Here is a 15,791-nt window from a genome sequence, read left to right on the forward strand (position 1 = left end):
AATATCTCCCTTATTCATTGTTAATTTATTAATATTATATATAGTTATTTTAGCATGACTTTAGCTCATTCTTCTACCTCTGCGCCCAATGAGTTTTCAAAATGTGATAAAGCCCATTGATGACCTGACTGGTTGAATGATGCTACGCCTTTACTAGGTACGCGAATAGCATACCCTAAATTATAAGCTGATATAGCCGTATGTAATACACATATATCAGTACAAACACCAACGATTTCAACTTTATTAACATTTCTTTCGCGGAGTAAACTATCTAAAGGTGTACCATAAAATGAATCATATCGTGTTTTGTCTAAAAAATGAACATTGTTTTGAGTCTTAATAGATTCATAAAGTTTACCGACCTCACCATAAAGTTGTCGTCCTACCGATCCTTCAATATTATGGGGTGGAAATAATTTTGATTCAGGGTGAAAATCATCATTCTCATAATGTAAATCCATCATAAAAAAGATATCGTCACGGTTTTCATTAAATTGATTTATACGGTTTACGAGAAAGTTTTCTAATTTTTGTCCAGGTACGCCACAAGTTAATTTTCCATCGTCAGCTATAAAGTCTACTGAATAATCTACTATAATTAATGCTGTTTTAGTCATTTTATAACATCCTCTCTAAATCAAGCATATCAAGCCATTTCGATATAAAAGTCATTTAATTTGGTTAAGTTAATTAAAATATTCATCTAATTGGTCTAAAAATGTTTTATAAGATTAATCATAGTATATATATTTATTAAGAACACTACAATTAATTATTAATCGAAGGAGATATTGCATGTTCATAAATGTGAAAGACTTTGGCGCAGAAGGTCATAATAAAGCGAAAGATACAAAAGCAATACAGCGTGCACTTAATAAAGCTAAAAATGGTGAACATACAGTTTATATCCCACAAGGGACTTACCATATAGGTAAAGCATTAGTGATATATGATTCAACAACATTACTCTTAGATGATGAAACAAAACTATTGAGATGTAGTAAAGACGCACTTTTGAAAAATGGGAAACCGTATATTTTCTATCGTGGATACACTGGTAACAGTCACATACATATTAAAGGTGGAACATTTGATATGAATGGAAGTAAGTATCCTTATAATAATACTGCGGTGTGTGTTGGTCATGCAGAAGATATACAATTTATTGGTGTTACATTTAAAAATGTTGTTGGAGGTCATGCAATTGATGCGTGTGGTATAAATGGACTACGAATAGCGAATTGTTCATTTGAAGGATTCTTAGATGTTGATGGTGACCGTTTCTTCTCAGAAGCAGTCCAATTAGATATTCAAGTACCAGGTGCTTTTCCCAAATTTGGTACAACTGATGGGACAATTACTAAAAATGCAGTTATAGAAAATTGTTATTTTGGACCTTCAGATGATGTTAAAATGAAATCTTGGAATAGAGCTATTGGTTCACATGCATCTAGATATGATTGCTTTTACGAAAACATTCACATTCGAAATAATATTTTTGATAGTATTCAAGAATACGCGTTAACTCCATTAAAATCACAAAATACATTTATTTCTAAAAATCAGTTTAAAAATTGTAATGGGGGTATACGCTTTTTAGGAGTAAAGGATGGCAAGAATGCTGCTGATGCATTCACAGGTCAAGATATGGGTGCACAAGCGGGTACAAACTTTAATGTAATAGGTAATGAATTTATAGGGAAAATGAAAAAAGATGCTATTCATATTAGAAGCTATAACAATATAAAACATAATAATGTATTTATTGCTGGTAACACATTTCATGATAAAACACAGAAGATACATCTTGAAGACATTAATCATCTCACTTTAAATCAAGATGATCATTTAGTTACTATCGAAAAAGAGAATGTTGAAAATATTAAATAAAAATAAAAGTGCTATTTTCATTAGAATACTAAAATGAAAATAGCACTTTTTATATATAATTATTTCCTAAATGCACCGATTAGTTTTGTTTCAAAATCTAATGTATTTAAGATAGTTATTACTTTTTCAATATCATTAGATAATTGGGCGTCTGCTTGTACAAAAAAATGATATTGACCTAGCTTGGTTTTAAGCGGGCGTGATTCAATCCAAGATAAATTAATATTAAATAAAGCAAAGGTATTTAATATACTAGCTAGTAATCCAGGTTTATCAAACTTCGGAGTAATTAAAAACATAGTAGTATTTGCATTTACATCAAATTGGGCATGGTTTTTAATAATTAAGAAACGTGTCGCATTATGTGGAAAGTCTTGTATATGTGTATCTAATTGTTGAAAACCATAATCTTCACCACTATTGACAGGTGCTATGGCACCTACATGTTTACTAATCATTTCAAATCCTTTTACAGTACTATCTACATAATCGTAATCAAAGTGATGATTCATAATATAATTTGATGTCTGACTTATAGCGGGTGCTATAGAATAGACTTTTTTAATATCTTCAATTTGGCTACCTGATTGTCCATATAACGCAAAATCAATATCTAAAAGGAGTTCACCGTGTGCATAAACGTCTTGTTTAGCTAGTGAATCAGCTACGATATTAATGGTTCCTTCTATAGAATTTTCAATAGGTACTAAACCAATAGTATCGTCATCTTGTGATGCACATTTAATAACCTCATATAAATTAGCTTTTGGTACAAAATCGATATTTTGCAATTTCAATTGTTCAGCATATTTTTGAGAAGCCAAATATGAAAATGTACCTTTCGGACCTAAATAATATATCTTCATACCTTCACCTCGAATGATTTAATGGAAAGGGCACTTCGTCTCATTCGATTTTTTATAGAAAAAGTTAGGGTCTCGCATCGTATTATCAAAGCCATGATGATAATTTTTTGTAAGCGTAGGTGAAATCGGTGGTGCAAGCCAAGACCATTTTCCTGTAACTTGTCGTTGATGTTTTTCTTCATTTTTTTCAAACATTTCAAATTGTTTAGAAGCAGTTAAATGATCCACGATTGACACGCCATGTGCTTTAAAAGAATGATAGACCGCGTAATTGAGTTCCAGTAGTGCTCTGTCCTTATTAAAAGAATTATTTTTAAGTGTATCAAACTCGAACGCTTCTGCAACCTTTTCTAACAAATTGTATCTATAACTATCAGTAAAATTCCTAACCCCAATTTCAGTAACCATATACCAACCATTAAATGGTGCTGTAGGGTAAGTTATTCCACCAATTTGTAAGTCCATATTTGAAATGATAGGGACAGCATACCATTTTAAATTCAATTCTTTTAATTTTGGATAATTTTCATGTTCAATAGGTACTTCTTTAATCAAAGATTTTGGATATTCAAAGTATTTAATTGGACCTTCACCAATTTGATAAATTAGTGGTAAAACGTCGAAATCTCCACCATCACCTTGCCATCCTAAATGTTGTGCAAGTTGAGTGGTTTCACGTTCTGATGGATCTCCTTTTTCTTCATAACCTGCATAGCGAATTAACTGATTGTTATAAATTTTGGGCGGATGGTCTGGATGGAAAATAGTGATGTAAGGTTTAATTTTTCCGCCATTAGTACTTTTTTCAATATGATTACATATAGAATCAATAAAATTACTTTCTTCGGTAATATCTCTTGCGTCGTTAACATTAAGTGATTCCCAAAATAATCTGCCAATACATCTGTTCGAATTTCTCCAAGCCATCTTAGCACCATAAATTAACTCATCTGTAGTATGTCTATATGTTCCAGTTTGTTGAATGCTTTCTGTCACTTCATTGATTCGTTTGTCGATATCTTCTTGAGAATAATTGAGTTCTGAATACATTGTTTTAATAAATGTCGTTGCTTTGTCTATTAACATTTGAAACACCTCATAAGTATTATAATCTACAGATAGAAAATGCACATTCAATAAATTCAATTGTCATGAATTTGTCGTAACGTTCAGCATAAAAATACCGTGATAGATAAAAGTTATGTAATGAATCATTAAATTGAAAATATGATTGGGTTATAATCTCAGTTATTACCTAGATAAATTGAATTATGATAAAATAATTATAAAAGAATGGTCGAATGGAGAGATACGAGTGTACCAATTTGAAGACGACAGTTTAATGCTACAAAATGATTTATATCAATTAAATATGGCAGAAAGTTATTGGAATGATGGCATTCACGAGAGAATGGCTGTTTTTGATTTATATTTCAGAAGTATGCCTTTCAATGGTGGATACGCTGTATTCAATGGTCTTAAACGTGTAATTGATTTTATGGATAATTTTGGATTTTCAGATACTGATATTGAATATTTAAAAACTATCGGTTATCAAGATGATTTTTTAAACTATCTTAAAAATTTAAAATTCACAGGACATATTCATTCAATGCAAGAGGGTGAAATATGTTTTGGTAATGAACCTTTGCTAAGAGTTGAAGCACCATTAATTCAAGCACAACTTTTAGAGACAGTATTATTAAATATAATTAATTTCCATACATTGATTGCTACTAAAGCAAGTCGTATTCGTCAAATTGCAAGTGACGATATATTAATGGAATTTGGTACTAGACGCGGCCAAGAACTAGATGCAGCTTTATGGGGGGCTAGAGCAGCATACATAGGTGGTTTTGATTCAACAAGTAACGTAAGAGCAGGAAAACTATTCGGTATTCCTGTTTCAGGAACACATGCACATGCTTTAGTACAAACTTATGGCGATGAATACATTGCTTTTAAAAAATATGCTGAACGACATAAAGATTGTGTCTTTTTAGTAGATACATTCCATACACTAAAATCTGGTGTACCTACAGCAATCAAAGTAGCTAAAGAATTAGGAGACAAAATTAATTTCATAGGTATTCGATTAGATTCAGGTGATATTGCATACCTTTCAAAAGAAGCGCGTCGTATGTTAGATGAAGCTGGATTTAAAGATGCTAAAATTATTGCTTCTAATGATTTAGACGAAGAAACAATTACAAGTTTAAAAGCTCAAGGCGCAAAAGTAGACTCATGGGGCGTTGGAACTAAATTAATTACCGGATTTGATCAACCTGCTTTAGGTGCAGTGTATAAATTAGTTGCTATAGAAAATAGTGACGGCACATATAGTGATCGTATTAAATTATCTAACAATCCTGAAAAAGTAACTACACCAGGTAAGAAAAATGTTTATAGAATTATAAATAAAAAGACAGGTAAAGCAGAAGGAGATTATATAACGTTACATGGTGAAGACCCTAGAAAAGAAAAACCATTAAAATTATTCCATCCTGTTCACACATTTAAAATGAAATTTATCAAAGATTTTGAAGCCATTGATTTACATCATTCTATTTTTGAAAATGGACAACTCGTATACGAATTGCCAAGCGTACAAGAAGCTCAAAGTTACTTAAATGAAGGACTTAAAACATTTTGGGATGAAAATAAACGTTACTTAAATCCACAAGAATATCCGGTTGATTTAAGTACAGCTTGTTGGGAAAATAAACATAAACGCATCTTTGAAGTAGCAGAACACGTAAAAGAAATGGAGGAAGATCATGAGTAATTTACAAGACATTGTAGTAAAAGAAATGAAAGTAAAACCTCAAATTGATGTTGAAAAAGAAGTACAAGAAATTAAACATTTTATAAAAAAATATGTACAATCACATGATTTTATCAAATCATTAGTATTGGGTATTTCTGGAGGACAAGATTCAACATTAGCAGGTAAACTAGTACAATTAGCTGTAAATGAATTACGTGAAGAAGGTAGAGCGTGTCAATTTATAGCAGTTAAACTTCCATATGGTGTTCAATCAGATGCAGACGAAGTTGAAGATGCATTAAAATTTATTAATCCTGATCAAACGATCACAGTTAATATTAAACCCGCTGTAGATATGAGCGTTAAATCATTACAAGAAGCGGGGATCACTTTAACAGATTTCCAAAAAGGAAATGAAAAAGCACGCGAACGAATGAAAGTACAATTTTCTATTGCCTCAAATCAATCTGGAATAGTTGTTGGCACTGATCATTCAGCTGAAAATATTACAGGTTTTTATACGAAATATGGTGATGGGGCAGCTGATATAGCTCCATTATTCGGTCTAGATAAACGACAAGGACGAGCGTTACTAAAATATTTAGATGCACCTGCACATTTATATGAAAAAATTCCAACTGCAGATTTAGAAGAAGATAAACCTCAATTACCTGACGAGGAAGCATTGGGAGTAACATATAATGAGATTGATGATTATTTAGAAGGTAAAGAAGTTTCAAGCCAAGCAAAAGAGAAAATTGAAAATCATTATATTAAAAACGCTCATAAACGAGAACTCGCATACACTCGTTATACTTGGCCTAAAAACTAAATTGAAAATCGATACATTGAATCGTAAATATACATGAGCATGTTGGTATATGTTTACGGTTCAATTTTGTTAATTCACATAAAATGAAAATAAAACATTGATATTAATTTAATAGAAAGAATTTTAACTTTGACGTGACAAAGATTAAAATGACTGTTAAAATAATTTGGATTTCAAGTAAGAAAAGGGGAATATTATGTCAGCGATTGCTCAAAATCCCTGGTTAATGGTGTTTGCAATCTTTGTTATTAATGTATGCTACGTTACATGTTTAACAATGAGAACAATATTAACTTTAAAAGGGTACCGTTATGTAGCTGCGATTGTAAGTTTCGTTGAAGTTTTAATTTACGTCGTAGGTCTAGGATTAGTAATGTCTAGTTTAGATCAAATTCAAAATATTGTAGCTTATGCATTTGGTTTTTCAATAGGTATCATTGTTGGTATGAAAATTGAAGAAAAACTTGCGCTTGGATATACAGTTGTCAATGCAACATCTTCTGAATACGAGTTAGACTTACCAAATGAACTTCGTAATTTAGGTTATGGTGTTACCCACTATGAAGCATTTGGCCGGGATGGAAGTCGTTTGGTGATGCAAGTATTAACGCCAAGAAAATATGAATTAAAATTAATGGATACTATTAAAAACTTAGATCCTAAAGCATTTATTATTGCTTATGAACCAAGAAATATTCATGGTGGATTCTGGGTTAAAGGAGTGCGTAAGCGTAAACTTAAAGCATACGAACCAGAAGAATTAGAAAGTGTTGTTGAACATGAAGTTCAAAGTTAATGACAACGAAACCATTGCAGATTGTCTGAAACGAATGAAAGATGAAGGGTATATGCCAACAAGACGAATCGAGAAACCCATTTATAAAGAAAATAAAGACGGTAGTCTTGAAGTACTAAAACAAGATATTATTTTTATCGGTAAAAAAATAACAGAATAATATTTAAGAAAACCACTCTAATCTAATGATTTGAGTGGTTTTTAATATTGATAATTGTGTTCACTTTGAAGATGAAATAAAATATGATTATAAGTATATTAGAATTACACAAATAAGGTTGATTCTGTTAAAATAAAAAGCGAAAGATAAAAGACGAACTATAAACGGAAATTCGTTTTTAATGTACAGTTTTTAGAAATAAAATTATAAATACACATATGATAGGAGCTTAAACAATGATTGAACGTTATTCTAGAGAAGAAATGTCGTCTATTTGGACAGACCAAAACCGCTATGAAGCATGGCTTGAAGTTGAAATTTTAGCATCAGAAGCATGGAGCGAGTTAGGATATATTCCTAAAGAAGATGTTAAAAAAATACGTCAAAATGCCAAAGTAGATGTTGAACGTGCAAAAGAAATTGAACAAGAAACAAGACATGATGTTGTAGCATTTACTAGACAAGTTTCAGAAACATTAGGCGACGAGAGAAAATGGGTTCATTATGGATTAACTTCTACAGATGTAGTTGATACAGCATTAAGCTATGTCATTAAACAAGCAAACGATATTATTGAAAAAGATTTAGAAAGATTTATTAAAGTTTTAGAAGACAAAGCAAAAAATTATAAATACACTTTAATGATGGGAAGAACACATGGGGTACATGCTGAGCCTACTACATTTGGTGTAAAAATGGCATTATGGTATACAGAAATGCAACGTAATTTAAAACGTTTTAAAGACGTTAGAGAAGAAATTGAAGTAGGAAAAATGAGTGGTGCTGTTGGTACATTTGCTAATATTCCACCTGAAATTGAAAGCTATGTATGTAAACATTTAGGTTTAGGTGCAGCACCTGTTTCAACACAAACATTACAACGTGATCGCCATGCTTACTATATTGCAACATTGGCACTGATCGCTACTTCTTTAGAAAAATTTGCAGTTGAAATCAGAAACTTACAAAAAACTGAAACTCGTGAAGTAGAAGAAGCATTTGCTAAAGGACAAAAAGGGTCATCAGCAATGCCACATAAACGTAATCCTATCGGTTCTGAAAATATCACTGGTATTTCTCGTGTTATACGTGGTTATATCACTACTGCATATGAGAACGTTCCATTATGGCATGAACGTGATATTTCACATTCATCAGCTGAACGAATTATGTTACCAGATGTAACAATTGCTTTAGACTATGCATTAAATAGATTTACTAACATTGTTGATCGTTTGACTGTGTACGAAGAAAATATGCAAGCGAATATTGATAAAACATTTGGTTTAATTTATTCTCAACGTGTACTACTTTCTCTTATAAATAAAGGTATGGTACGTGAAGAAGCTTATGATATAGTTCAACCTAAAGCGATGAAATCTTGGGAAACTAAAACGCCATTTAGAGAACTTATTGAACAAGATAGCAAAATCACAGATGTATTATCTAAAGAAGACTTAGATGAATGCTTTAACCCTAAACATCATTTAAATCAAGTAGATACTATTTTCAAAAGAGCTGGCTTAGAATAATAAGTGATTAACTTAAAATCCTATACTTTTTATCATAAAACTACTACACTTTAACTTATTAGTAAGTTAAAATGATAAAAGAATATGCATATAGGAGCTGTTACGATGCAAATTGAAAAATTACGCGGGGATGCATTAAATGAATTGTTTGATGCAATTCTTACATTAGAAAATAGAGAAGAATGCTATCAGTTTTTCGATGATTTATGTACAGTGAATGAAATTCAATCACTTTCTCAACGACTTCAAGTAGCTAAAATGATTAAACAAGGATACACATATGCAACTATAGAACAAGAATCTGGCGCATCTACGGCAACAATATCTCGTGTAAAACGTTCTTTACAATGGGGTAATGATGCTTACACAATGATTTTAAATCGATTAAATATCGATACAAAAGAATAATATAAGATGAAACGATCGCAACATTAAAGTTTAACGACGATAATATGTTGACGATCGTTTCCTTTTTTATCAATTCTTAAAAATTTTGGAAATAAGTTGTACATTTTCACGATATCTGTTTAGAACTAAAAAGTTAAAAATGATATAATTTAAGGTATGTTAAAAAAAGGAGTTTCATGTAATGTATAACATTAAACAATGGCGCCATGTATTTAAATTAGATCCCGCAAAGACTATTTCTGACAATGATTTAGATGCAATATGTATGTCTAACACTGATGCTATTATCTTAGGGGGCACAGATAATGTGACAGAAGATAATGTCATTCAATTAATGAGTAGAGTTAGACGTTACCCATTACCACTTGTTTTAGAAGTTTCAAATATAGAGAGTGTTATGCCAGGTTTTGATTTTTATTTTATTCCAACAGTATTGAATAGTAATAATGTCAAATACCATAATGGAATGCTCCTCGAAGCTTTGAAAGAATATGGACATGTCATTGATTTTGATGAGGTAATATTTGAGGGTTATCTTGTAATGAATGAAGATAGCAAAGTTGCACAACGAACAAATGCTAATACTCAATTAGATATAAATGATATAGATGCATATGCGTTAATGGCTAATGAATTATATCGTTTTCCCATTATGTACTTAGAATATAGTGGAAATTATGGCGAAGTAGACACAGTGAAATCAGTTAAAGATACGCTAACGACAACACAGCTATTTTATGGTGGTGGTATCACTACTTTATCCCAAGCCAAAGAGATGGCTGAGTATGCCGATACTATAGTTGTTGGGGATATTATTTATAAAGATATAAAAAAAGCATTAAAAACAGTTAAGGTAAAGGAGTCTAGTAAATGAATTCATTAGTAAAAAATATGAATACAGAGCAAAGTGAAGCTGTCAGAACTACAGAAGGCCCACTATTAATTATGGCAGGTGCAGGATCTGGTAAAACACGAGTACTAACACATAGAATCGCATATTTATTAGACGAGAAAGATGTATCACCTTATAATATTTTGGCAATTACATTTACTAATAAAGCAGCTAAAGAAATGAAAGCAAGAGTTGAACAATTGGTTGGTGAAGAAGCTCAAGTCATTTGGATGTCTACATTCCACTCAATGTGTGTACGAATTTTACGTCGTGATGCTGATCGTATAGGTATAGAACGTAATTTCACTATCATTGACCCAACAGACCAAAAATCCGTTATCAAAGATGTATTGAAAAATGAAAATATCGATAGCAAACGTTTTGAACCACGTATGTTTATAGGCGCTATTAGTAATTTGAAAAACGAATTAAAAACACCAGAAGATGCCCAAAAAGAAGCAAATGACTATCATTCACAAATGGTAGCTACAGTTTATAAAGGATATCAACGACAATTATCAAGAAATGAAGCTTTAGATTTTGATGATTTAATTATGACTACAATTAATTTATTTGAAAGAGTACCTGAAGCTTTAGAGTATTATCAAAATAAATTCCAATATATTCATGTTGATGAGTACCAAGATACCAATAAAGCACAATACACATTAATCAAATTATTAGCCAATAAATTTAAAAATTTATGTGTCGTTGGTGATTCAGACCAATCTATATATGGTTGGCGTGGTGCAGATATTCAAAACATTTTATCATTCGAAGAAGATTATCCTGATGCAAAAACGATTTTCTTAGAACAAAATTATCGTTCAACTAAAACAATTTTAAATGCTGCCAATGAAGTCATTAAAAACAATACAGAAAGAAAACCAAAAGGATTGTGGACTGCTAATACAGGCGGAGACAAAATAAATTATTACGAAGCAACAACAGAACGTGATGAAGCGGAATACGTAGTAAAAGAAATTATGAAACATCAGCGTAATGGAAAGAAATATAGTGATATGGCTATATTATATAGAACGAACGCGCAATCACGTGTATTAGAAGAAACATTTATGAAATCTAATATACCTTACACAATGGTTGGCGGCCAAAAATTCTATGATCGTAAAGAAATTAAAGATTTATTAAGTTACTTAAGAGTTATTGCCAATAGTAATGATGATATTAGTTTACAACGTATTATTAATGTCCCAAAACGTGGTGTAGGTCCATCATCAGTTGAAAAAATACAAACTTATGCAGTTCAAAACAATATAAGTATGTTCGATGCTTTAGGTGAAGTTGATTTTATAGGACTATCTAAAAAAGTTACTCAAGAATGTATTTCTTTTTACGAAATGATTCAAAATTTAATTAAAGAGCAAGAATTTCTTGAAATAAGTGAAATAGTGGAAGAAGTTTTAGTTAAGTCAGGTTATAGAGATATGCTTGATAGAGAACAAACTCTAGAATCACGTAGTCGTTTAGAAAACCTAGATGAATTTATGTCAGTTCCTAAAGATTATGAAGAAAATACACCACTTGAAGAACAATCATTAATCAACTTTTTAACAGATTTATCACTTGTTGCTGACATTGATGAAGCGGATACAGAGTCAGGAGTTACATTGATGACAATGCACTCTGCTAAAGGGTTAGAGTTTCCGATTGTATTTATTATGGGAATGGAAGAATCGCTTTTCCCACATATTAGAGCAATTAAAAGTGATGACGACCATGAAATGGAAGAAGAGCGAAGAATTTGTTATGTAGCGATAACACGAGCTGAGGAAACACTATACATTACTAACGCAACAACACGTATGTTGTTTGGACGTTCTCAATCTAATATGCCATCTCGATTTTTAAAAGAAATTCCTGAAGATTTAATGGAAAGTCATTCGGGTAGTAAACGACAAACAATTCAACCTAAGGCGAAACCAACTCAAAAACGCGGCTTTAGTAAGAGAACAACTTCATCTAAAAAACAGGTAACTTCTTCTGACTGGAAAGTAGGAGATAAAGTTACTCATAAAGCATGGGGAGAAGGTATGGTTAGTAACGTTAATGAAAAAAATGGTTCTGTAGAATTAGATATTATATTTAAATCAGAAGGACCAAAGCGATTACTAGCTCAATTTGCACCAATTGAAAAAAAGGAGGACTAGTGGATGAATGATATGCAAAATCGTGTGAATGAATTACATGATTTATTAAATCAATATAGTTACGAATATTACGTTCAAGATAATCCATCAGTTCCTGATAGTGAATACGATAAATTATTACATGAACTTATTCATATAGAAGAAGAACACCCTGAATATAAAACGCCAGATTCACCTACAGTAAGAGTAGGAGGAAAAGCCCAATCTACATTTGAAAAGGTAAATCATGATACACCAATGCTAAGTTTAGGGAATGCTTTTAATGAAGAAGATTTAAGAAAATTTGATCAACGTATACGAGATAATATTGGTAAAGTAGAATATATGTGTGAACTTAAAATTGATGGTTTAGCTGTTTCATTAAAATATCAAAATGGCCGTTTTGTACAAGGTTTAACTCGTGGAGATGGTACAACTGGAGAAGATATTACTGAAAACTTAAGAACGATACATGCTATTCCATTAAAAATTAAAGAACCTTTAAATTTTGAGGTGCGTGGAGAGGCATATATGCCAAGACAATCATTTATGAATTTAAATGAAGAAAAGGAAAACAACGGTGAACAACCTTTTGCTAATCCTCGAAATGCAGCAGCAGGTTCATTAAGACAATTAGATTCTAAATTAGCAGCTAAAAGAAAATTAAGTGTTTTCTTATACAGTATTAATGACTTTACTGATTTTGAAGCTACAACTCAAAGTGGTGCATTAGATGAATTAGATCAATTAGGTTTTAAAACTAATCATGAACGTGAAAGAGTATCTGATATAGAAGGTGTCCTAAAATATATAGAAAAATGGACAGCTCAGCGAGAAGATTTATCTTATGATATAGATGGCATTGTCATTAAAGTGAATGACTTAGAACAACAAGACGAGATGGGATTTACTCAAAAATCTCCACGTTGGGCTATTGCATATAAATTTCCTGCTGAAGAAGTTGTAACTGTACTATTGGACATTGAGTTAAGTATAGGTCGAACGGGCGTTGTAACACCAACCGCGATACTTGAACCAGTGAGAGTAGCGGGAACTACAGTTTCAAGAGCTTCATTACATAATGAAGATTTAATTCATGAAAGAGATATAAGAATTGGCGATAGCGTAGTCATCAAAAAGGCTGGCGATATTATTCCGGAAGTTGTAAAAAGTATTTTAGATCGTCGACCAGATGATGCCAAAACTTATCATATGCCAACACATTGTCCAAGTTGTAATCATGAACTTGTAAGGATAGAAGGGGAAGTAGCTTTAAGATGTATTAACCCTAAATGCCAGGCACAACTCATCGAAGGACTAATTCATTTTGTATCTCGCCAAGCAATGAATATAGACGGATTAGGAACAAAGATTATTCAACAACTTTATGAAAATAATTTAATTAAAGATGTTGCTGATATATTCTATTTAACTGAAGATGATTTATTACCACTAGAACGCATGGGAAGTAAAAAAGTTGAAAATTTACTTGAAGCAATTCATAAAGCAAAATCACAATCTCTAGAACATTTATTATTTGGTTTAGGTATTAGACATCTTGGGGTTAAAGCAAGCAGAGTATTAGCCGAGAAATATGAAACAATGGATCGACTAATTGAAGTAACAGAGGAAGAACTTGTAGGCATCCATGATATAGGCGATAAGTTAGCTCAATCTGTTGTTACCTATTTAGATAATGAAGATATTCGTGCATTAATTCAAAAACTAAAAGATAAAAATGTTAATATGACATACAAAGGTGTCAAAACAACAGAAATTGAAGGGCATCCAGAATTTAGTGGTAAAACGATTGTATTAACAGGTAAATTAGAACAAATGACACGTAAAGAAGCATCACAATGGTTACAAATGCAAGGTGCCAAAGTAACTAATAGTGTAACCAAAAGTACAGATTTACTTATTGCTGGTGCTGATGCAGGTTCTAAACTAACTAAAGCTGAAAAATTTGGAACAGAAATTTGGACTGAAGATGAATTTGCGACAAAACAAAAGGAAATCAATAATGAGTGAGGTACGTCGATGAAGAGAACAATAATTTTACTTATCTCGACAATTTTTATTCTAACCGCATGCAGTAATGATAAAGACAAAAAGTCAGATCAAGACACAAATCAATCAAAAGATAGTCATTCATCACAAGTGAAACAAGTAGCTACGGATAAAAATGTTCAAGGCGATGATTATCGTACTATTTTGCCTTTTAAAGAAAGTCAGTCACGTGGCCTTTTACAAGATAATATGGCAAATAGTTATAATAGTGAAGGTTTCGAATCTGGACTATTAGAACTAAGTAAAGAAGTCTTTCCAACAGATAAATACTTATATCAAGATGGACAATTTTTAGATAAAAAAACGATTAATGCATATTTGGATCCTAAATATACTAAAAAAGAAATAGATAACATGAGTGAGAAGGAAAAGAAAAAGAAAAAAGCTAATGAAAACTTAGGGCTTAATCCTTCTCACCAAGGGGAAACAGATCCAACTAAAATAGCAGAAAAGTCACCAGCATATTTATCCAATATTTTAGAACAAGATTTCTATGGTAATAGCGATTCAAAAGGTAAGAACATTAAAGGTATGACGATTGGTTTAGCAATGAATAGCAAATATTATTACCAAAAGGAAAAAGACGGTGAAACCTATAGTAAAAAATTAGATGACAAAGAAATAGAAAAGCAAGGTAAGGCAATGGCAAGTGAAATGTTATCAAGATTAAGAGAAAACAGTGATTTAAAAGATATTCCAATTCACTTCGCTATATATAAACAAAGTAGTCAGGAATCTATCACACCTGGAGAATTTATAGCAGGTGCGACTGCAGATGATGGTCAAACTAAAATCAATGATTGGAAATCAATCAATGAAAAAACTGCTCTATTACCATCTTCAACAGCGGCTGACTATGATGAATCATTAAATAATAATTTCAAACAATTTAATGATAATTTACAATCTTACTTTTCTAACTTTACTCAAGCAGTAGGTAAAGTAAAATTTGTTGATAAAAAAGCAAAACAATTAACAGTTGACTTACCAATAGATTATTACGGTCAAGCTGAGACAATTGGTATTACTCAATATGTTACAGAACAGGCTAAGAAATATTTTGATAATATAGATGAATATGAAATTAGAATTAAAGATGGTAATAATCCGCGCGCATTGATTAGTAAAAATAAAGACGATAAAGAACCAGAAGTACACATTTACCATAATTAAATTTAACTAAAAATTAGGGTCCGAGATATAAAGTTCTCGGACCCTAATATATTAGTTTCTATTTTTCTTTAACAATTTGTTTCACTTTAGCTAAATCGTTATTTACAAAGTCACCTGGTTTAGCTGTTAATTTACTTACGACATAAGTAACGATGACACTTACTATAAATCCAGGAATGATTTCATACATACCTAATAATTCATTGATAGAAGCTAGAGGTTTAATCCAAGCAATCCAAATAATAACTACCA

General features: G+C 31.5%; 14 protein-coding genes and 1 pseudogene. 11 read left to right on the forward strand and 4 right to left on the reverse strand.

Translation table 11 applies throughout. The features are described from left to right. Positions 1 to 65: 65 nt before the first annotated feature. Positions 66 to 620: a cysteine hydrolase family protein gene (locus LFT63_RS11705; protein ID WP_017637884.1), complete on the reverse strand. Its 555-nt coding sequence runs from the start codon at positions 618 to 620 to the stop codon at positions 66 to 68. A 178-nt stretch (positions 621 to 798) separates the two neighbouring features. Between LFT63_RS11705 and LFT63_RS11710 the strand changes: the two genes are divergently transcribed. Next, positions 799 to 1,893: a glycosyl hydrolase family 28-related protein gene (locus LFT63_RS11710; RefSeq protein WP_017637883.1), complete on the forward strand. Its 1,095-nt coding sequence runs from the start codon at positions 799 to 801 to the stop codon at positions 1,891 to 1,893. 59 nt (positions 1,894 to 1,952) lie between these two features. On the opposite strand, the gene LFT63_RS11715 is transcribed toward LFT63_RS11710, so the two are convergent. Together LFT63_RS11715 and LFT63_RS11720 are read right to left on the reverse strand one after the other, a co-directional pair. Then, positions 1,953 to 2,759, reverse strand: coding sequence for a prephenate dehydratase (locus tag LFT63_RS11715; protein WP_029056022.1), 807 nt, complete (start codon positions 2,757 to 2,759; stop codon positions 1,953 to 1,955). Positions 2,760 to 2,777: 18 nt separating this feature from the next. Then, entirely contained in the window at positions 2,778 to 3,845 is a 1,068-nt protein-coding gene (locus LFT63_RS11720; protein WP_340769331.1) for a nitric oxide synthase oxygenase, read from the reverse strand. Between the two features lie 229 nt (positions 3,846 to 4,074). Between LFT63_RS11720 and LFT63_RS11725 the strand changes: the two genes are divergently transcribed. From LFT63_RS11725 to LFT63_RS11770, 10 genes are all read left to right on the forward strand, one after another. Continuing rightward, complete coding sequence (locus LFT63_RS11725) at positions 4,075 to 5,544, forward strand: nicotinate phosphoribosyltransferase (RefSeq protein ID WP_017637880.1); 1,470 nt, start codon at positions 4,075 to 4,077, stop codon at positions 5,542 to 5,544. Next, a complete protein-coding gene (gene nadE / locus LFT63_RS11730) occupies positions 5,537 to 6,358 on the forward strand; it encodes an ammonia-dependent NAD(+) synthetase (RefSeq protein WP_029056020.1) in 822 nt (273 codons plus the stop codon). Before LFT63_RS11725 ends, nadE begins: the two co-directional genes overlap by 8 nt. A 196-nt stretch (positions 6,359 to 6,554) precedes the next feature. Beyond that, positions 6,555 to 7,154, forward strand: a complete 600-nt coding sequence (locus LFT63_RS11735) for a DUF2179 domain-containing protein (protein ID WP_046467424.1) — start codon at positions 6,555 to 6,557, stop codon at positions 7,152 to 7,154. Continuing rightward, positions 7,132 to 7,314: an NETI motif-containing protein gene (locus LFT63_RS11740; RefSeq protein WP_029056018.1), complete on the forward strand. Its 183-nt coding sequence runs from the start codon at positions 7,132 to 7,134 to the stop codon at positions 7,312 to 7,314. The genes LFT63_RS11735 and LFT63_RS11740 overlap by 23 nt, the downstream gene beginning before the upstream one ends. 236 nt (positions 7,315 to 7,550) lie before the next feature. Continuing rightward, positions 7,551 to 8,846: an adenylosuccinate lyase gene (purB, locus tag LFT63_RS11745; RefSeq protein WP_029056017.1), complete on the forward strand. Its 1,296-nt coding sequence runs from the start codon at positions 7,551 to 7,553 to the stop codon at positions 8,844 to 8,846. A 105-nt stretch (positions 8,847 to 8,951) separates the two neighbouring features. Beyond that, positions 8,952 to 9,254, forward strand: a complete 303-nt coding sequence (locus LFT63_RS11750; RefSeq protein ID WP_017637875.1) for a YerC/YecD family TrpR-related protein — start codon at positions 8,952 to 8,954, stop codon at positions 9,252 to 9,254. 181 nt (positions 9,255 to 9,435) lie between these two features. Continuing rightward, positions 9,436 to 10,128 (forward strand): heptaprenylglyceryl phosphate synthase, encoded by a 693-nt coding sequence (locus LFT63_RS11755; protein WP_119622529.1) that lies wholly within the window; start codon positions 9,436 to 9,438, stop codon positions 10,126 to 10,128. Continuing rightward, positions 10,125 to 12,317 (forward strand): DNA helicase PcrA, encoded by a 2,193-nt coding sequence (gene pcrA, locus LFT63_RS11760; protein ID WP_029056015.1) that lies wholly within the window; start codon positions 10,125 to 10,127, stop codon positions 12,315 to 12,317. The genes LFT63_RS11755 and pcrA overlap by 4 nt, the downstream gene beginning before the upstream one ends. 3 nt (positions 12,318 to 12,320) lie before the next feature. Then, entirely contained in the window at positions 12,321 to 14,327 is a 2,007-nt protein-coding gene (gene ligA / locus LFT63_RS11765) for an NAD-dependent DNA ligase LigA (protein ID WP_340769337.1), read from the forward strand. Positions 14,328 to 14,336: 9 nt separating this feature from the next. After that, complete coding sequence (locus LFT63_RS11770; RefSeq protein ID WP_017637871.1) at positions 14,337 to 15,539, forward strand: CamS family sex pheromone protein; 1,203 nt, start codon at positions 14,337 to 14,339, stop codon at positions 15,537 to 15,539. Positions 15,540 to 15,597: 58 nt separating this feature from the next. On the opposite strand, the pseudogene LFT63_RS11775 reads toward LFT63_RS11770, so the two are convergent. Further along, positions 15,598 to 15,791 (reverse strand): annotated as a pseudogene (locus LFT63_RS11775) (sodium:proline symporter); the annotation flags it as partial.

Origin of the sequence: Staphylococcus sp. FSL H8-0121 (genome assembly GCF_038008425.1) — a bacterium.
GTDB classification, from domain to species: Bacteria; Bacillota; Bacilli; order Staphylococcales; family Staphylococcaceae; genus Staphylococcus; species Staphylococcus pasteuri.

Excerpts from the sequence above, each read along its gene's own strand:
- LFT63_RS11705 (WP_017637884.1), bottom strand. The coding sequence starts at position 620 with ATGACTAAAACAGCATTAATTATAGTAGATTATTCAGTAGACTTTATA.
- LFT63_RS11710 (WP_017637883.1), top strand. The coding sequence starts at position 799 with ATGTTCATAAATGTGAAAGACTTTGGCGCAGAAGGTCATAATAAAGCG.
- LFT63_RS11715 (WP_029056022.1), bottom strand. The coding sequence starts at position 2,759 with ATGAAGATATATTATTTAGGTCCGAAAGGTACATTTTCATATTTGGCT.
- LFT63_RS11720 (WP_340769331.1), bottom strand. The coding sequence starts at position 3,845 with ATGTTAATAGACAAAGCAACGACATTTATTAAAACAATGTATTCAGAA.
- nadE (WP_029056020.1), top strand. The coding sequence starts at position 5,537 with ATGAGTAATTTACAAGACATTGTAGTAAAAGAAATGAAAGTAAAACCT.
- LFT63_RS11735 (WP_046467424.1), top strand. The coding sequence starts at position 6,555 with ATGTCAGCGATTGCTCAAAATCCCTGGTTAATGGTGTTTGCAATCTTT.
- purB (WP_029056017.1), top strand. The coding sequence starts at position 7,551 with ATGATTGAACGTTATTCTAGAGAAGAAATGTCGTCTATTTGGACAGAC.
- LFT63_RS11750 (WP_017637875.1), top strand. The coding sequence starts at position 8,952 with ATGCAAATTGAAAAATTACGCGGGGATGCATTAAATGAATTGTTTGAT.
- LFT63_RS11755 (WP_119622529.1), top strand. The coding sequence starts at position 9,436 with ATGTATAACATTAAACAATGGCGCCATGTATTTAAATTAGATCCCGCA.
- pcrA (WP_029056015.1), top strand. The coding sequence starts at position 10,125 with ATGAATTCATTAGTAAAAAATATGAATACAGAGCAAAGTGAAGCTGTC.
- ligA (WP_340769337.1), top strand. The coding sequence starts at position 12,321 with ATGAATGATATGCAAAATCGTGTGAATGAATTACATGATTTATTAAAT.
- LFT63_RS11770 (WP_017637871.1), top strand. The coding sequence starts at position 14,337 with ATGAAGAGAACAATAATTTTACTTATCTCGACAATTTTTATTCTAACC.